The organism is Streptomyces sp. NPDC002125, assembly GCF_053593715.1.
Genome location: NZ_JBSFDD010000006.1, coordinates 133,785 through 150,349 on the forward strand (window position 1 = coordinate 133,785; position 16,565 = coordinate 150,349).

A 16,565-nucleotide genomic window follows, 5' to 3' on the forward strand; every position below is an offset into this window, starting at 1 on the left:
TATGCAGGCCGCCACGGGGAAGCCCAACCGGCCTTTCCGCTGCTCGGCAGGCCATAACGGCACACAGCGGCCAGGATGGGGGTGAAGCGGACCCGAGGAGATGCTCATGGCCCAGCAGTTGAGCCCCCCGCCCCTTGAGTCGGGTGAGGGGCGGTCCAGGCGGAGTGTCCTGGTGTCCATCGGTGCCCTGCTGCTCGGCATGCTGCTCGCCGCACTCGATCAGACCATCGTCTCCACCGCCCTTCCCACGATCGTCAGCGAGCTGGGCGGCCTGGACCATCTGTCCTGGGTGGTCACCGCCTACATGCTCGCGGCGACCGCGGCCACCCCGCTCTGGGGCAAGCTCGGCGACCAGTACGGCCGCAAGAAGCTCTTCCAGACGGCCATCGTCATCTTCCTCATCGGCTCCGCGCTCTGCGGGATGGCCCAGAACATGCCGCAGCTGATCGGCTTCCGCGCCCTCCAGGGGCTCGGCGGCGGCGGGCTGATGGTGCTCTCCATGGCGATCGTCGGCGACATCGTCACCCCGCGCGAACGAGGCAAGTACCAGGGCCTGTTCGGTGCCGTCTTCGGCGTCACCAGCGTCCTGGGGCCGCTGCTCGGCGGCTTCTTCACCGAGCACCTCAGCTGGCGCTGGGTCTTCTACATCAACCTGCCCATCGGCGTCGTCGCGCTGCTCGTCATCGCCGCGGCCCTGCACATCCCGGTCCGCCGCACCAAGCACACCATCGACTACCTCGGCACCTTCCTCATCGCCTCGGTCGCCACCTGCCTGGTCCTCGTCGCCTCCCTCGGCGGCACCACCTGGGCCTGGAGCTCCGTACAGATCATCGCCCTCGCGGTCCTCGCCGTGGTGCTGCTCGTGGCGTTCGTCGCGGCCGAGCGCCGGGCGGCCGAACCCGTGCTGCCGCTGAAGCTGTTCCGGATGAGGACCTTCAGCCTCGTCGCCGTGATCAGCTTCGTCATCGGCTTCGCGATGTTCGGCGCGATGACCTATCTGCCGACCTTCCTCCAGGTCGTGCACGGCATCTCCCCGACGATGTCCGGTGTGCACATGCTGCCGATGGTCCTCGGCATGCTGATCACCTCGACCGGCTCCGGCCAGCTCGTCAGCCGTACGGGCCGCTGGAAGGTCTTCCCGATCGCCGGCACCGCAGTCACCGTCGTCGGTCTGCTGCTGCTCCACACGCTCTCGGAGAACAGCTCCACCTGGACGATGAGCCTCTGCTTCTTCGTCTTCGGCGCCGGGCTCGGCCTCGTGATGCAGGTACTCGTGCTGATCGTGCAGAACTCCGTCGGATACGAGGACCTCGGCGTCGCCACCTCGGGCGCTACCTTCTTCAGGTCCATCGGAGCCTCGTTCGGTGTGGCCGTCTTCGGCACCATCTTCACCAACAGGCTGAGCGGCAAACTGGAGGACGCGCTCAGCGGCCGCTCGCTCCCGCCCGGCGTCGACGCCGACGCCCTGGCGGCCGACCCCCGGGCCATCGGCGAGCTCCCGGCGGATCTGCGCCCCTCGGTCCTCGATGCCTACTCGACCTCGATCACCGATGTCTTCCTCTACGCGGCCCCCGTCGTCCTCGTCGCCTTCGTCTTCGCCTGGTTCCTCAAGGAGGAGCCCCTGCGCGGCTCGGTGACCGCCCCCGACACCAGCGAGACGCTCGCCTCCAACCCGGTCCAGCGGTCCTCGTACGACGAGTGCGCCCGCGCCCTCTCGGTCCTCGCCACCCGGGAGGGGCGCCGCGAGATCTACGAGAAGATCACCGCCAAGGCGGGCTACGACCTGCTGCCCGCCGCCAGCTGGCTGCTGCTGCGCATCAAACGGCACGGCACCGTCGAGCCCGGACGGCTCGCCGAGGTCGCCCCGGTGCCGCTGCGGGTGATCACCTCGGCCGCCCGGCAGGTGGAGGAACTCGGTCTGGCCAGGCGCGAAGGCATGCAGCTCGTGCTCACCGAGCGGGGCGCGGAGGCCGTGGTCAAGCTGTCGGGGGCCCGCGAGGAGTCACTGGCCGAGCTGCTGGGCGACTGGTGGGGGCCCGACCGGCCCACCGACCTGGTCCGCCTCGTGGCGGAGCTGACGGCCGAGGTGAACGGATCGAGCAAGGAGCGCCCGCGCATGCCCGACCCGCGCCGCGACCACTCGGTGGGCTGACGGCGGGGCCGGGACTCACAGCTCCTTCGCCAGCCAGTGCTCCGCGTACGGCCCCCGGCTGAACGCGGGGACCGCCCGGTATCCGTGCTTGGCGTACAGCCCGCGCGCCTCGACCAGGTCGTCGCGGGTGTCGAGCCGTATCCGGCGCACCCCGTACGCCCGCGCCGACTCCTCCATCCCCGCGAGCAGCATGCCGCCGCCGCCCGTGCCGCGGAAGCCGGGGCGTACGAACACCCGCGTCAGCTCCGCGGTCGCCCCGCCGACCAGCAGCATGCCCACGCAGCTCGCCGGCTCGCCGGCGTACCGTCCCACCAGGAACTGCCCGGTGGGCGGGATGAGGCGGTCCGCCCCGTCGTCGCTCAGGCCTTCGTCGATCTCGGCCGTGGTCGCCGGGCGGCCCCAGTAGCGGCTCGCCACCTCGTCGTAGTAGTCCCGGCGCAGCAGGGTGGCGTCGGGGGTCGCGAAGTGTTCGGGGGTCACGGTCCAGATCATGGGGTCATTCTGTGCGCGGTGTGATCGTCTGACGAATCCTTTCCGGCCGGGAGCGCGCGGTCACCAGGGCTGATCCGGCTCCGGTGGCGGTCGGTATTCGGTCATTCTTTCTGCAAATGAGTGGTGACAGTCAGGCGAAGTAGGGGTTGATTGTGTCTACCTCATAGGGCAATGCGAGGCTACATCCGCACAAACCCGGGCTGAGGGGACAGTGCGTGAAACGGGAGGGTCGGCGCAGCGTGGCAGATGCGGAGCGCAGTGTGCGGGGGAACGTGGCGTCGGATCCGGGGGCGAGGGCAGCGGTGGCGAGGGCCGTCCTCTGGCTGCTCGTCGCCGTCCTCGCGGTGCGGCAGATGGCGGTGGTGCTGCGCCGGCCGGACGGTGAGCACCTCACGGACCTGGAGACCTGGACCGGTGCGACCGGGGTGCTGCGCCTGGCGGGCTCCCTGTACGAACCCGGCCGGTTCACCGGCACGCCGTTCGCCGGGCTGGTGCTGAAGCCACTCACGACCTCGGCGGAACAGGCCCTCGGCGTCGTGTGGACCTTCGGTACCCTGCTGCTGGTCGTGGCGCTGGGGTTCGTCGCCGTCCGCGCCCTGCCCCAGCCCGTGAGCCGGCGGACCGCGTTCCTGGCGGCACCCTTCGCGATCACCCTGCTGATGGTGTCGCTGCCCGTCCGCAACACCCTGTTCCTGGGCCAGACCAGCATCCTGCCGGTCCTGCTGGTGCTCCTCGCCTTCTTCGCGGCGCGCGGTGAGCGCCTACCCGGAGTGCTGACCGGGATCGCCGCCGCCCTCCAGCCCGCCGTGCTGCTCTTCGCCGTCCTGTTCTGGCTCACCGGCAGACGCAGGGCCGCCGCGGCCTCGGGGGCGACGTTCGCCCTGTGCACGGCACTGGCCTGGGCCGTCATGCCGCGTGACTCCTGGGCGTACTGGGTGCACCACCTCGCGGGAGCCGGCCTCGGAGACCGTCCGGACAGCCTGGCCAACCAGTCCCTGCACGGCGCGCTGCTGCGGTTCGGGCTCCAGGGGCCGCTGGAGATCGCCCTGTTCCTCGCCCTGGCCGCACTCGTGACCTTCCTCGGCCTGCGCCGCGCGGTCCGTTACGCCCGGGACGGGCAGCTGCTCCTGGCCGTCGCCGTCACGGGCTGCGTGGCCGTCGCCGTCTCGCCCACCGCCTGGCAGCACCAGCTGCTCTGGGTGCTGCTCGCCGTCGTCGGCCGGGTGGGAACCAAGGCCTCCGACCGGCTGGTCTGGCCCGCGGTCGTGGTGCTCGTCCTCACCCTGCCGGGGAAGATGCTGCTCCCGAACGTCGGGGTGGTCGTGCCCGTACGCGACAACGTGCTCCTCGTCGCGGCGCTCGGGGCGGCCTGCGTGGCGCCGTTCCTGTCCCGCACCTCGCCCCACTGGCAGCGGCCGGTCGCCACCGACTACGCCCGCCCGGTCCCGTCCCGCTTCTCATGGGTGCCCCTGCTGCCGTTCTGGAAGCGGGTGCTGAGCCGCCCCAACCTGCTGCTGGAGCTCCTGCTCATCAGGGTCGTCTACTCCGCGTACGCCCAGGTCCGCCTGGCGGCGACCGCCGGGCGTGCCTCCGCCGAGGAGCACGGCCGGCAGATCCACTCCGCCGAGCAGTGGCTGGGCATCGACATCGAGCACTGGGCCAACCACACCGTCGTCGGCATCCCCTGGCTGCGGGACTTCTTCGACTACTACTACTCGACGTTCCACTTCATCATCCCGCTCGCGATCCTCGGTGTGCTGTACGTGCGCAGGCCCCCGGACTACCGCTGGGCCCGCACCTCGATCGGCTTCGCCACGGTCCTGGCCCTGCTCGGCTTCTGGCTCTACCCGCTGGCACCGCCGCGTCTGATGCCGGGCCTCGGCTTCATCGACACCGTCCACGGGACGCAGGACCTCGACAGCCCGGACTTCGGGGCGCTGACCGCGATGACCAACCAGTACGCCGCGATGCCCTCGCTGCACTTCGGCTGGTCGCTGTGGTGCGGTGTGGTGATCGTGCTGCTCGCCCCGAAGCCGTGGATGAAGGCCCTGGGCCTGCTGCACCCGCTGTTCACGGTCTCCGCCATCGTCGCCACCGGCAACCACTGGGTGCTGGACGCGGTCGGCGGCGGGGCGGTCGTGGCCGCCGGCTTCGGGCTCACGTATCTCCTGGCCGGGCCGAGGAGGCTCCGGGCCACCGGGACGGGCGAGCGGCGGCAGGACCCGCCGGAGGCTCACACGGAGGACACGAAGGACGTTTCGGGGGAGCCGGTCGCCGAACCCGCCGGGAGCAAGGCGTAGAGCCTCTGTGGCCCGTGCGTGCCCGAAGGGGTGCCGGAACGGTTCGTGAGAACCGTTCCGGCACCCCTTCGGCCCGGATCGCCGCGTCCCCCAGCATCCGCCCGTGACGGGCGGTCCGCCACTCGAACGGCTCAGCACGCGTCCGGGGACACCGTCGGCTCAGGCGCCGACCGGCACCTCGGCCTCCGTCTTCCTGCCGCTCCGCTCCCCGAGCCGCTCCGTTTCCACGTGCGCCGTCTCGCGAGCGGTGAGGGCCGCGATGACCGGCGGCAGGCAGAGCGCGGCGGCGAAGATCGCGACACCGGCCCAGTTGTCCCCGTCGGGACCGGCGATCTGCGAGGCGAAGGCCACGGCGAAACCGGCGATGGCGAAGCCGGTCTGGGTGCCGATCGCCATGCCCGAGAGCCTGACCCGGGTGGGGAACATCTCGGCGTAGAAGGCGGGCCAGATGCCGTTCGCCGCGCTGTAGACCACACCGAAGACCAGCACGCCGGTGATCAGCACCAGCGGGTAGCTGCCGGTGGAGATCGCCCACAGGTACAGCGGCATCACCACGGCGCTGCCGGCGGCCCCGATCAGGAAGACCGGGCGGCGTCCGATGCGGTCGGAGAGCCGTGCCCACAGCGGGATGGTGAACAGGGCGACCACATTGGCCAGCGCGCCGACCCACAGCATGCCGCTCCGGCTCAGCCCCACGGCGTCGCTGGTGGCGTACGACAGGGCCCAGACGGTGAAGATCGTGCTGACGGTGGCGATCACGGCGGCCGCGACGACCCGCAGCACATCGGCCCAGTGGTCGCGCAGCAGCACGGCCAGCGGCATCTTCGCCACACCCTCGGTCTCCGCCTGCTTGGTGAAGACCGGGGTCTCCTCCAGCGTGCGGCGGATGACCCACCCGGTGACCGCGACGGCGACGCTCAGCCAGAACGGGATGCGCCAGCCCCAGGACAGCAACTGCTCCTCGGGCAGGGCGGCGACGGGGATGAAGGCCAGGGTCGCGATGAGCTGGCCCGCCTGTGTGCCGTTGATCGTGAAGCTGGTGAAGTAGCCGCGCCTGTGCTGTGGCGCGTGTTCCAGACTCATCGAGTTGGCGCTCGCCTGCTCACCGGCCGCGGATATGCCCTGGAGGATGCGCAGGAGGACGAGCAGCACGGGCGCCGCTCCGCCGATCTGTTCCCGGGTGGGCAGACAGCCGATGAGGAACGTCGAGACGCCCATCAGCATCAGCGTGAAGACCATGATCTTCTTGCGGCCGAGCCGGTCCCCGACATGGCCGAGGAAGAGCGCGCCGACCGGACGTGCCGCGTACGCGACACCGAAGGTGGCCAGCGACAGCAGGGTCGCGTTCGCCGGATCGGACTCGTCGAAGAAGACCTTGGGGAAGATCAGCGCCGCCGCGCTGCCGTAGATGAAGAAGTCGTAGTACTCCAGCGCACTGCCGATCCAGGCGGCGAGCGCGGCTTTGCGGGGCTGGGCCTGCGGCGGGGGACCGGCGGCAGGGTCGTGAGCGGTCACGTCGGGCTCCTTCGGGGGACGTCCGTCGGGGGGAGGGGCGAGCGGACCCGGCTAATTAACGCACCAGTTAGTTAGTTGCGGATGGCTACGGATGTTGCGAGCAGTTGTCGTCCCTGTCAAGAGTTCGCGCAGGACCGAAGCCCCCGGTTCGCGTGGATTGTCGGCCTATCTCCCCGAATAAGGCCGTGGATGCGCACGTCGTGCTTCCGGACGGACGTCGCGCGCCGATCCACCAGGGGGTACGGGCCGCCCTCAGGCGGCCCGGTCGGCGGTGAGGTACGCGATGATCATGTCGCCCAGCATGGTCCGGTAGTGCTCGCGCCGGCCGCCGTCCACCAGGTCGCGGCCGAAGAGCGCGCCGAAAGTGTGTCTGTTCGCGATGCGGAAGAAGCAGAAGGAGCTGATCATCGCGTGCAGGTCCACGGCGTCGACGTCCGCCGTGAACAGCCCCGACTCGCGCCCCGTGTCCAGGATGCGCCGCAGCACCTCGATCGCCGGTGAGCTTATGCGGCTCAACTCGGCCGAGGCCGCGATGTGTTCGGCCTCGTGTATGTTCTCGATGCTCACCAGGCGGATGAAGTCCGGGTGCTCCTCGTGATGGTCGAAGGTCACCTCGGCCAGCCGGCGGACCGCGGCCACGGGGTCCAGGTGCTCGACGTCCAGCAGCTGTTCGGCCTCCCGGATCCTGGTGTACGCACGCTCCAGGACCGCGGTGAAAAGCTGCTCCTTGCCGCCGAAGTAGTAATAGATCATCCGCTTCGTGGTGCGGGTGAGGGCGGCGATCTCGTCGACCCGGGCGCCCGCGTAGCCGATGCGGGCGAACTCCCGCGTCGCCACGGTGAGGATCTCGTCCTTGGTGCGCGCCGCGTCGCGGGTGCGCACGGCCGGCCGTGCGGGTCCTTCGGTGCTGGTCATCCGGATCCTTCGCGGGAGTCGGTGCGTGCTCGCGATTGTAGAGCGGCCCACGCGGCGGCCGATTCGGTCCGGGGTCTTCCCTGCGCGGCCGTCTTTCGGTATGACTAACTAACCAGTCCGTACATTAGAGTCGGCGCACGGCCGGGCCCCCGGCCGCGCACCCTTGGGAAGTGACCGATGCCGAACCCCGCCGCCCCACCACCAGGCGTCCCCGTCCTCGTGCTCAACGGACCCAACCTCAATCTGCTCGGGCTGCGCGAGCCCGCCGTGTACGGCAAGGACACCCTGGCCGACGTCGACGAGCTGTGCCGGAGCACCGCGGCTGCCCACGGGCTGCTGGCCGACTGCCGTCAGAGCAACCACGAGGGGGTGCTCATCGACGCCGTCCACGAGGCCCGTACCGCGCACCGGGGCATCGTGATCAACCCCGCCGGCTACAGCCACACATCGGTCGCCCTGCGGGACGCGCTCGCCGCGGTGGAGCTGCCTGTCGTGGAGGTGCACCTCTCGAACATCCACCGGCGGGAGGAGTTCCGGCACCACAGCCATGTCTCGGGCGTCGCCGACACCGTCATCTGCGGGGCGGGTGCCCATGGATACGCCATGGCCCTCACCCATCTCGCCCGCCTCCTGGAGGAGAACCGTTGAGCAGCGACTCGTATCTCGTCGGCCTCATCGGCACCGGCATCGGCCCCTCGCTCAGCCCCGCGCTCCACGAACGAGAGGCGGACCGGCAGGGCCTGCGCTACCTCTACCGCCTCATCGACATCGGCAGGCTCGGCATCGCGCCCGAGCGGACCGGTGACATCGTCCGCTCCGCCCGGGACATGGGGTACGACGGGCTCAACGTCACCCACCCCTGCAAGCAGCAGGTGCTCGCCCACCTCGACGGTCTCTCACCGCAGGCCGAGGCGCTCGGCGCGGTCAACACCGTCGTCTTCGACGGGGACCGGGCGATCGGCCACAACACCGACACCACCGGCTTCGCCGCCTCCTTCGCCCGTGGTCTGCCCGACGCGCCGCTCGACCGGGTCGTGCAGCTCGGCGCGGGCGGGGCCGGAGCCGCCGTCGCCCACGCCCTCCTCGCCCTCGGCGCGGGGAGGCTCACCGTGCTCGACGCCCAGCCCGAGCGGGCCGCCGCCCTCGCGGACTCCCTGAACCACCACTTCGGGCCGGGACGGGCCGCCGCCGCGGACCTCCTGGACATCGCGGCCCACACCACCACGGCCGACGGCCTGGTCAACGCCACGCCCATCGGCATGGCCGCCCACCCCGGACTCCCGCTCCCCGCAGACCTGCTGCACCCGGGGCTCTGGGTCGCCGAGATCGTCTACCGGCCGCTGGAGACCACGCTCGTGCGCACCGCCCGCGCCCTCGGCTGCCCCACCCTCGACGGCGCGGGCATGGCCGCCTACCAGGCCGCGGACGCCTTCCGGCTCTTCACCGGCCGCGAACCCGACACCGCGCGCATGCTCGCCGACATCGCCGACCTCACGTCGGCGCGCTGACGAAGCGCCCGCGCCCCGGAGCGTCCGCGCCCGAAGCCCCCGCGCTCCGAAGGTGCCAGCACCCCGGAGCGCCAGCACCCCGGAGCGCCAGCACCCCGGAGCGTCCGCGCCCGAAGCCCAGCCCCGCAGGAGGACCGACATGCGTACGTCCATCGCCACCGTCTCGCTCAGCGGAACGCTCACCGAGAAGCTCACCGCCGCGGCGCGGGCGGGCTTCGACGGCGTCGAGATCTTCGAGAACGACCTGATCGGCAGCCCGCTCTCCCCGGAGGAGATCAGGGAGCGGGCCGGCGATCTCGGTCTGACGATCGACCTGTTCCAGCCGATGCGCGACATCGAGGCCGTCCCCGCCGACGAGTTCGCCCGCAATCTGCGGCGCGCCGAGCACAAGTTCCGGCTGATGCGACGGCTCGGCGCCGACACCGTCCTGGTCTGCTCCAGCGTGTCCCCGTACGCCGTCGACGACGACGCCCTCGCGGCCGAGCAGCTGCGCCGGCTCGCGGACCTCGCGCAGGAGCACGGCATCCGTGTCGCGTACGAGGCGCTCGCGTGGGGCTGCCATGTCAGCACGTACGAACACGCCTGGCGCATCGTGGAGGCCGCGGACCACCCCGCGCTCGGGATCTGCCTGGACAGCTTCCACATCCTGGCCCGGGATTCCGACATCGCGGGGATCGAGGACATCCCCGGCGAGAAGATCTTCTTCCTCCAGCTCGCCGACGCCCCGCAGATGGCCCTGGACGTCCTCCAGTGGAGCCGCCATCACCGCTGCTTCCCGGGACAGGGTGACCTCGACGTCGCCGGACTGGTCCGGGCCGCCGTACGCGCCGGATACGACGGCCCCCTCTCCCTGGAGGTGTTCAACGACGTCTTCCGCCAGGCGGACGCCGGCCGCACCGCGGTGGACGCCCGGCGCTCGCTCACGCTGCTCCAGGAGGCGGCGGGGCTGAGCGCGCCCCCGGCGCCCGTGGTCCCCACCGGCTTCGCCTTCGTCGAGATCGCCACCGCCGACACCGCCAGGATCACCCCGCTGCTGACCGCGCTCGGCTTCTCCCGTACGGCCAGGCACTCCGGCAAGCCGGTGGACCTCTGGGAACAGGGCGAGGCCCGCGTCCTGGTCAACACCGACACGGGCAGCCACCGCGCCGACCCCTCGCTCACCGCCGTGGGCCTGGAGAGCCCGGACCCCGCGGGCGCCTCCGCGCGGGCCGAGTCACTGCTCGCCCCCGTCCTGCCCAGGCGCCGCGCACCCGAGGACGCGCCGCTGGACGCGGTGGCCGCGCCCGACGGCACCGAGTTCTTCTTCTGCGCCACCGACCGCTCGGGGCGGGCCGGCTGGACAGGGGACTTCGCGCCCGCGCCGCACACCCCCGGCCCCATCGGGATCACCCGCGTCGACCATGTCGCGCTGACCCAGCCCTGGCACCACTTCGACGAGGCGACGCTCTTCCACCGCGGCGTCCTCGGGCTGCGCCCGCACGCCAGCGTCGACCTGGCCGACCCGTACGGCCTGCTCCGCAGCCGTGCCGCCAGCAACGAGGAGGGCACCGTGCGCATCGCGCTCGGCGTGGGGGCTTCCCCCAGCGACCCCCCGGCGCGCGGGGGACGCCCCCAGCACGTGGCGCTCCTCACCGAGGACCTCGTCACCACGGTCCGCCGCGCCCGCGAGGCCGGGGCCCGACTGCTGCCGGTCCCCGCCAACTACTACGACGACCTGGCCGCGCACTACACCTTCGCGCCGGGCGAGCTGGAGACCTACCGCGAGCTCGGCATCCTCTACGACCGCGACGAGAAGGGGGAGTTCAGGCACTGCTACACCGTGACGACCGGCCGCCTCTTCTTCGAACTCGTCGAGCGCGTCGGAGGGTACGACGGATACGGGGCCCGGAACGCGGCCGTCAGGCTCGCCGCCCAGCACGCGCTGGCCGAGTGATCAGTCCGCACCGATCGCCGGGCCGCCGGAAGCCCCCGCCACCCCACGGACGGCCGGTGCGGTCCGGCCCTCACACCTTCGGGACCTCGAAGGCCGCCCGCGCGTCGAACGCGGCGCGGCGGGTGGCCCGGCGCAGCGCCCGCAGCAGGGTGGGGCCGATGGAGAGGGTCAGGGCCACGGTGAGGACGGCACGGCCGAGGTCCCAGCCGAGCGAGGTGGTCACGCAGTACGCGAGGAAGCGGACCAGGTTCTCGTGCAGCGGATCGCCGGCGACGAAGGAGATCCCGGAGGCCATCCCCGGCACGATGGTCCACCCGTAGAGGTTCATTACCGTGCCGTACGCGAAGGCCGCCGCGAAGCCGTACGCCCCGAGCATCAGCAGCTCGCCCCGGCCGCGCAGCCGCTCGGGGCCCGGCAGCAGACCGGCGCCCATGGTGAACCAGCCCATCGACAGCATCTGGAACGGCATCCACGGCCCGACCCCGCCCGTCAGCAGGGCCGAGGCGAACATCGTGACCGAGCCGAGCACGAAGCCGAAGCCGGGTCCCAGGACCCGGCCGCTCAGGACCATCAGGAAGAACATCGGCTCCAGGCCCGCCGTCCCCGCGCCCAGCGGGCGCAGCGCGGCCCCGACCGCCGCCAGGACGCCCAGCATCGCCACGGCCTTCGCGTCCAGACCGGAGTCCGCGATCGTCGCCAGGACCACCCCGACCAGCAGCACCAGCAGCGCGGCGAACAGCCACGGCGCGTCCTCGGCGTGGGCGAGACCGGAGTCCGCGCCCGCCAGCAGCGGCCAGCCGAAGCCGACCAGCCCCACCGCGCTGACCAGGACCAGCGCGGCGACGGCGTGCGGGCCGAGGCGTACGGGGCGCGGGAGCCGGGCCGTCATGCGAGGGCCTCCAGCGCGGTGCGTACCTGCGACACCGTCAGCCACTCCCGGGGCGCCAGGATCTTCGCGGTCTGCGGGGCGAAGGCGGGCGAGGACACCACGACCTGCCGGGTCGGACCGTCGGCGACGGCCTCGCCGTCCGCCAGGATCACCACCCGGTCGGCCAGCTCCGCGGCCAGCTCCACATCGTGCGTGGCCAGGACGATGGCGTGGCCGCCCGCAGCCAGCCGCCGCAGTACGCCGACGAGCCGCGCCTTGGCCGCGTAGTCCAGGCCACGCGTCGGCTCGTCCAGGAGCAGCAGCGGGGGCCGGGCGGTCAGCACCAGGGCGAGAGCCAGGGCGAGGCGCTGGCCCTCCGAGAGGTCACGGGGATGGGCATCGTCCGGCACCCCGGGCAGCAACTCGGTGACCAGCGCCCGGCAACTGCCCGCGGGTGCGCCCGCGTCGGAGTCCGCCGCCGCGCACTCGGCGGCGACCGTGTCGGCGTACAGCAGATCGCGTGGCTCCTGCGGGACGAGCCCGACCCGGCGCACCATGTCATGCGGCGGCGTACGGGAGGGCACCAGACCGCCGACGAGGACCGATCCTGCGGCCGGCGCGGTCATCCCGACGAGCGTCGTCAGCAGGGTCGACTTCCCCGCGCCGTTGCGGCCCATCAGGGCCACCGTCTCGCCCGGCGCGACGGACAGGGTCACCCCGCGCAGTGCCTGGACCCGCCCGTGCCGCACCCCCAGCCCCTCGACCTGGGCGGCCGGGCCGAGGAGCGGGGGCTCGGCGGGTGCCGTGTCGCGACGGCGGTTGAGCAGCCGCCCGAGGAACCCGGGGCGCGGGCCGGCCGGCGCGGGGAGCGGGGCCACCACGGTGTCCGCCGGGGCCCGGCGCGCGGGCGGCTCCACATCGGCCAGCCGCGCCCGCAGGTCCACGGCGCGGCGCCGGGCGTCACGCACCGACAGCGGCAGCGGGTCCCAGCCGACCAGCCGTCCCAGGGCGACCACCGGCGGACGTACGGGCGAGAGCGCCATGATGTCGGCGGGCGCGCCCATCACCGGGGCGGCGCCGGGCGCCGGCAGCAGGAGGACCTGGTCGGCGTACTGCACGACCCGCTCCAGCCGGTGCTCGGCCATCAGCACGGTGGTGCCCAGGTCGTGCACCAGCCGCTGGAGCACCGCGAGCACGTCCTCGGCCGCCGCCGGGTCCAGGGCGGACGTCGGCTCGTCGAGAACCAGGACCTTCGGATGCGGGGTGAGGACCGAGCCGATCGCGACCCGCTGCCGCTGGCCGCCGGAGAGCGTGGCGATCGGCCGGTCGCGCAGCTCGGCCAGGCCCAGCAGGTCCAGCGTCTCCTCGACGCGGCGCCGCATCACGTCCGGGGCGAGGCCCAGCGACTCCATGCCGTAGGCCAGCTCGTCCTCGACGGTGTCCGTCACGAAGTGGGCAAGCGGGTCCTGGCCCACCGTGCCGACCAGGTCGGCGAGTTCACGCGGCTTGTGGGTCCGGGTGTCACGGCCACCGACGGTGACCCGACCGGACAGCGTCCCGCCCGTGAAGTGCGGCACGAGACCGGACACCGCACCCAGCAGGGTCGACTTGCCGACACCGGAGGGGCCGACGGCCAGCACCAGCTCGCCCTCGGGGATCGTGAGGTCCACCCCGGACAGGGTGGGGCGCTCGGCACCCTCGTAGCGCACCGAGACGTTCTCGAACCGGATCATGTGAGCTCCTTGGAGTCCGAGGGGGAGGCGGGCGGGGTCACCACGCCAGGCAGGGGCGCCAACACGGCGGGCAGCAGTCCGATCAGCACGGCGGCGGCCGGCCACAGCGGCAGTACGGGGGCGACGAGCGGGACGACACCGGGGCGCAGGGCGTCCGGGGCGGCGGCACCCGCCCAGATCATCGCCGCCGCGACGGCCGGGCCCGAGGCCGCGACGACCCAGGCGCGTACGCCCCAGCGGTCCGGCCGGTAGCGGGTGCGCACCGAGCGGCGCCCGCCGAGCCGGAGCCCGGCCAGCGCCGCGGCGAGCCCGGCCAGCAGCAGCGGCAGCCCGTGCGCGGCGCCCTGCGCGGCCAGCAGCCCGTAGGTCCCCGCGCACACGCCGAGCAGCCCGCCGAGCGTCAGAAGATGTGTGGTGCGGCGGACGGCGGGCGGGACCTGCGCGGTGCGCCCGTACCCCCGGGCGTCCATCGACGCCGCCACCGCCACCGAGCGCTCCAGGGCACCCTCCAGCACCGGCAGCCCGATCTGGAGCACCGCCCCGATCCCGCCGGCCGGCCGGCCGCGCAACCGGCGGGCCGTCCGCAGCCGCGCCACGTCGGCGACCATGTTCGGCGCGAACGTCATCGCGACGACCACGGCCACCCCGACCTCGTACAGCGCGCCGGGCAGCGACTTCAGCAGCCGGGCCGGGTTGGCCAGCGAGTTCGCCGCGCCGACGCAGATCAGCAGGGTGGCCAGCTTCGCGCCGTCGTACAGGGCGAAGACCAGCTGCTCGCCCGTGACCCGGCCGCCGATCCTGACCCCCTGGGCCCAGTCGGGCAACGGCACCTCGGGCAGGGCGAACAGGGTGTGCGTGCCGGGGACGGACGAGCCGAGGAGGACGGAGAACACCACGCGCACCGCGACGACGAACAGCCCCAGCTTGACGAACGCCCCGTACGAACGGGCCCACGGCGCGTCCGTGCGGCGCGCCGCGACCACATAGCCCGCCACTCCGACCAGCAGCCCGAGCAGCAGCGGGTTGGTGGTCCGGGACGCGGCGGTCGCCAGCCCGAGGGCCCACAGCCACCAGGCCCCGGCCGGCACCGCGTTGGAGCGGGTCGCCACGGGGGCGCGCAGGGCATGGCTGGGCCGGGCCGGGCCGGTGGAGCGGGTCATCGGCGTCGGCGGGCCCGGAACACTGCGGCGGCGCCCAGGACGAGGACCGCGCCCACGCCGGTGAGCACACCGGCCGAGGGGCCGCCACCGTCGCTCCGGCCCGCGTCGGCCGCGTCCTCGTCGGCGGCAGCGGAGGCGTCGGCCGCGTCCTCGGACGAGGAGGAGGCGGCGCCCGACGAGCCGTCCGTCTGCTCGCCGCACCCCGACCGCGGGTAGCCCGTGATCGCGCAGAGCATCGCGGAACCGTCGTACCGCAGGGGCTTCGCCACCGAGGCCAGTGCCTCGGCCGTGCTCGCGTCCGGGGCCACCTGGGCGCAGGCGGTGCGCAGCGCGGGCGGCTTCTCGCCGTCCGGTGCGTCCGCCGCCGTGCCCGGGTCGATGACCAGGGCGATCCTCTTACGGCCGTCCTTCGCGGGGGTGTCCGCGCAGACCGCCCCGAAGTCCGGGGCGCGGCGCGGCTGCGCCGAGTCCTGGGAGTCCTCGCTCACCGAGAAGCGGAAGCCCTGCACCGCGCCGTCGTCGGGCCGGACCACGGACGGCCCCTGGGTGGCATACGTCCAGCCCTTGCCGCCGTCGCCATCCCAGAACGACCAGTAGCGGTAACCCGCCGCCTGCGCGCTGCCCGCGCCGAGCACGGCCAGGACGGCGCCGGCGAGGAGCAGCAGCGCCGCCGTGCCCAGCGGGCGCCTCACAGCTGCTGGTTCTTACGGCGTCCGCTGAGCAGGAAGCCGATGCCCGCGCCGAAGGCGAGCCCGATGCCGATGATCCACCAGAGGCCGAGCCCCCCGTCGTCGCTGCTCGTGTCCGCGGGCTTCCCCGGTGCCGTCGAGGTCGGCGAGGGCACGGCGGTGGCGGCGGGCGCGGGGCCCGTCGCGTTGAGCTGCGCGACCAGGTCGGTGCCGCCGAAGTCACGGGCGTCGGTGCCGGTCGCGTGGGCGGCCAGCACCAGCTGGGCGGTGGCGGCGGGGCCGCCCTCCTTCGCCCAGCCCTGCGCGTGCTTCTCCAGATACGCGACCGCTCCGGCCGCCTTGTCCTTGTGGCCGGAGGCGGCGAGCGCCACGACGGCGTCCGCCGTGTTCCCGAAGTCCGGCTGCGGGTCGGACTCCTCGGCGCCCGGCATCGGCGGCAGGTCCAGGTGGCCCTTCGCCGCGAGCGTCTTCGCCAGGTAGGAGGCGCCGTTCTGCGCGGTCTGCTCGACGGTGAGGCCGGTGCCCGTGTGGCAGGCCGGGGCCTTCACCGCGTTGGAGTTGCCCGCGGCCATGCCCTTGCCCATCGCGCCGATCACGGCGGCGGCCGTGGCGTCCGCGTTGGCGGCGAGCTTGCCGTCCTTGTCCGGCTGGTAGGCGAACGCCCCGCCGTCCGCGCCCCCGCAGGGGAGCGCGAAGCTCTGGAGCGCGGTGTACGGGGTCTTGTCGTCCTCCGTCGTGACATCGGCCAGCGGCACACCCGCCCGGGCCAGCGCGCCGGTCACCACCGCGGTGGAGTTGGCGTCGCTCGGGCTGCCCGGGTTGTAGCCCCAGCCGCCGTCGGGGTTCTGCACGGACTTCAGCCAGCTGACCCCGTTGTCCACGGTCTCCCGGTGCACGGCCAGTTCCACCAGCGCCTGCACCGCCGCCGCCGTGGCGTTGGTGTCGGCCACCGTCTTCGCGTCGCAGGGCACGGACGCGTCGCGGTAGGAGGGGAAGGCTCCGCTCGCGCACTGCTGGCCCACGAGCCAGTCGACCGCCTTCGTGGCGGGCGTGACCAGCTCGACCCGCTGGGCGAGGAAGGCCAGCGACTGGCGCCACACCCCGTCGTACGTCGGGTCCTTGGTGCCGTACAGCCCGTCCGGAAGGTCCGGCGTGGACGGGGACGGTGACGGACTCGGCGCGGCGGCCGCCACCGGGGCGGCCGCTCCACAGAGCACGGCGGTGATCGCGAGCGCTGCCGCGCGGCGGCGTACGGACATGGCGGGCCGGGCCTCTCGAATGGGGTTTCCGCTGCCCGAGC

13 protein-coding genes are annotated in these 16,565 nt (G+C 73.0%); 5 read left to right on the forward strand and 8 right to left on the reverse strand.

Annotated features, from left to right (window positions below; genetic code table 11):
* The first annotated feature begins 100 nt into the window (after nt 1–100).
* Nucleotides 101–2,152 carry a DHA2 family efflux MFS transporter permease subunit gene (locus ACWCQM_RS13175; RefSeq protein WP_450915384.1) on the forward strand — a complete coding sequence of 684 codons (2,052 nt, stop codon included), beginning with the start codon at nt 101–103 and terminating at the stop codon, nt 2,150–2,152.
* A 15-nt stretch (nt 2,153–2,167) separates the two neighbouring features.
* Here ACWCQM_RS13175 and ACWCQM_RS13180 read toward each other — a convergent pair whose 3' ends face one another.
* The gene (locus ACWCQM_RS13180; protein ID WP_450915385.1) at nt 2,168–2,644 is read right to left on the reverse strand and encodes a GNAT family N-acetyltransferase; all 477 of its coding nucleotides are present in this window, start codon (nt 2,642–2,644) and stop codon (nt 2,168–2,170) included.
* Between the two features lie 239 nt (nt 2,645–2,883).
* Here ACWCQM_RS13180 and ACWCQM_RS13185 point away from each other — a divergent pair, with 239 nt between their 5' ends.
* Nucleotides 2,884–4,944 (forward strand): bifunctional glycosyltransferase 87/phosphatase PAP2 family protein, encoded by a 2,061-nt coding sequence (locus ACWCQM_RS13185; RefSeq protein ID WP_450915386.1) that lies wholly within the window; start codon nt 2,884–2,886, stop codon nt 4,942–4,944.
* Between the two features lie 159 nt (nt 4,945–5,103).
* Here the strand turns inward: ACWCQM_RS13185 and ACWCQM_RS13190 are convergent, their stop codons facing one another.
* Nucleotides 5,104–6,459, reverse strand: a complete 1,356-nt coding sequence (locus ACWCQM_RS13190; protein WP_450915387.1) for an MFS transporter — start codon at nt 6,457–6,459, stop codon at nt 5,104–5,106.
* Between the two features lie 252 nt (nt 6,460–6,711).
* Nucleotides 6,712–7,374, reverse strand: a complete 663-nt coding sequence (locus ACWCQM_RS13195; protein ID WP_450915388.1) for a TetR family transcriptional regulator — start codon at nt 7,372–7,374, stop codon at nt 6,712–6,714.
* 177 nt (nt 7,375–7,551) lie between these two features.
* Between ACWCQM_RS13195 and aroQ the strand changes: the two genes are divergently transcribed.
* The 3 genes from aroQ to ACWCQM_RS13210 all read left to right on the forward strand — a co-directional run bounded on the left by aroQ (nt 7,552) and on the right by ACWCQM_RS13210 (nt 10,815).
* Nucleotides 7,552–8,022 (forward strand): type II 3-dehydroquinate dehydratase, encoded by a 471-nt coding sequence (aroQ, locus tag ACWCQM_RS13200; protein WP_267075972.1) that lies wholly within the window; start codon nt 7,552–7,554, stop codon nt 8,020–8,022.
* Nucleotides 8,019–8,882: a shikimate dehydrogenase gene (locus tag ACWCQM_RS13205; RefSeq protein WP_267075973.1), complete on the forward strand. Its 864-nt coding sequence runs from the start codon at nt 8,019–8,021 to the stop codon at nt 8,880–8,882. Before aroQ ends, ACWCQM_RS13205 begins: the two co-directional genes overlap by 4 nt.
* 139 nt (nt 8,883–9,021) lie before the next feature.
* On the forward strand, nt 9,022–10,815 hold the full coding sequence (locus ACWCQM_RS13210) for a bifunctional sugar phosphate isomerase/epimerase/4-hydroxyphenylpyruvate dioxygenase family protein (RefSeq protein ID WP_450915389.1): 1,794 nt from the start codon (nt 9,022–9,024) through the stop codon (nt 10,813–10,815).
* A gap of 70 nt (nt 10,816–10,885) precedes the next feature.
* On the opposite strand, the gene ACWCQM_RS13215 is transcribed toward ACWCQM_RS13210, so the two are convergent.
* The 5 genes from ACWCQM_RS13215 to ACWCQM_RS13235 are packed head-to-tail and all read right to left on the reverse strand — an operon-like array spanning nt 10,886 to nt 16,524.
* On the reverse strand, nt 10,886–11,704 hold the full coding sequence (locus ACWCQM_RS13215; RefSeq protein WP_450915390.1) for an ECF transporter S component: 819 nt from the start codon (nt 11,702–11,704) through the stop codon (nt 10,886–10,888).
* Complete coding sequence (locus ACWCQM_RS13220; RefSeq protein WP_450915391.1) at nt 11,701–13,416, reverse strand: ABC transporter ATP-binding protein; 1,716 nt, start codon at nt 13,414–13,416, stop codon at nt 11,701–11,703. Before ACWCQM_RS13220 ends, ACWCQM_RS13215 begins: the two co-directional genes overlap by 4 nt.
* On the reverse strand, nt 13,413–14,576 hold the full coding sequence (locus tag ACWCQM_RS13225) for an energy-coupling factor transporter transmembrane protein EcfT (RefSeq protein WP_450915392.1): 1,164 nt from the start codon (nt 14,574–14,576) through the stop codon (nt 13,413–13,415). The genes ACWCQM_RS13220 and ACWCQM_RS13225 overlap by 4 nt, the downstream gene beginning before the upstream one ends.
* Nucleotides 14,573–15,268 carry an SCO2322 family protein gene (locus ACWCQM_RS13230; protein ID WP_450915393.1) on the reverse strand — a complete coding sequence of 232 codons (696 nt, stop codon included), beginning with the start codon at nt 15,266–15,268 and terminating at the stop codon, nt 14,573–14,575. The genes ACWCQM_RS13225 and ACWCQM_RS13230 overlap by 4 nt, the downstream gene beginning before the upstream one ends.
* On the reverse strand, nt 15,265–16,524 hold the full coding sequence (locus ACWCQM_RS13235) for a prenyltransferase/squalene oxidase repeat-containing protein (RefSeq protein ID WP_450915394.1): 1,260 nt from the start codon (nt 16,522–16,524) through the stop codon (nt 15,265–15,267). Before ACWCQM_RS13235 ends, ACWCQM_RS13230 begins: the two co-directional genes overlap by 4 nt.
* Nucleotides 16,525–16,565 lie beyond the last annotated feature (41 nt).

Excerpts from the sequence above, each read along its gene's own strand:
- aroQ (WP_267075972.1), top strand. The coding sequence starts at position 7,552 with ATGCCGAACCCCGCCGCCCCACCACCAGGCGTCCCCGTCCTCGTGCTC.
- ACWCQM_RS13195 (WP_450915388.1), bottom strand. The coding sequence starts at position 7,374 with ATGACCAGCACCGAAGGACCCGCACGGCCGGCCGTGCGCACCCGCGAC.
- ACWCQM_RS13175 (WP_450915384.1), top strand. The coding sequence starts at position 101 with ATGCTCATGGCCCAGCAGTTGAGCCCCCCGCCCCTTGAGTCGGGTGAG.
- ACWCQM_RS13235 (WP_450915394.1), bottom strand. The coding sequence starts at position 16,524 with ATGTCCGTACGCCGCCGCGCGGCAGCGCTCGCGATCACCGCCGTGCTC.
- ACWCQM_RS13210 (WP_450915389.1), top strand. The coding sequence starts at position 9,022 with ATGCGTACGTCCATCGCCACCGTCTCGCTCAGCGGAACGCTCACCGAG.
- ACWCQM_RS13215 (WP_450915390.1), bottom strand. The coding sequence starts at position 11,704 with ATGACGGCCCGGCTCCCGCGCCCCGTACGCCTCGGCCCGCACGCCGTC.
- ACWCQM_RS13220 (WP_450915391.1), bottom strand. The coding sequence starts at position 13,416 with ATGATCCGGTTCGAGAACGTCTCGGTGCGCTACGAGGGTGCCGAGCGC.
- ACWCQM_RS13225 (WP_450915392.1), bottom strand. The coding sequence starts at position 14,576 with ATGACCCGCTCCACCGGCCCGGCCCGGCCCAGCCATGCCCTGCGCGCC.
- ACWCQM_RS13180 (WP_450915385.1), bottom strand. The coding sequence starts at position 2,644 with ATGATCTGGACCGTGACCCCCGAACACTTCGCGACCCCCGACGCCACC.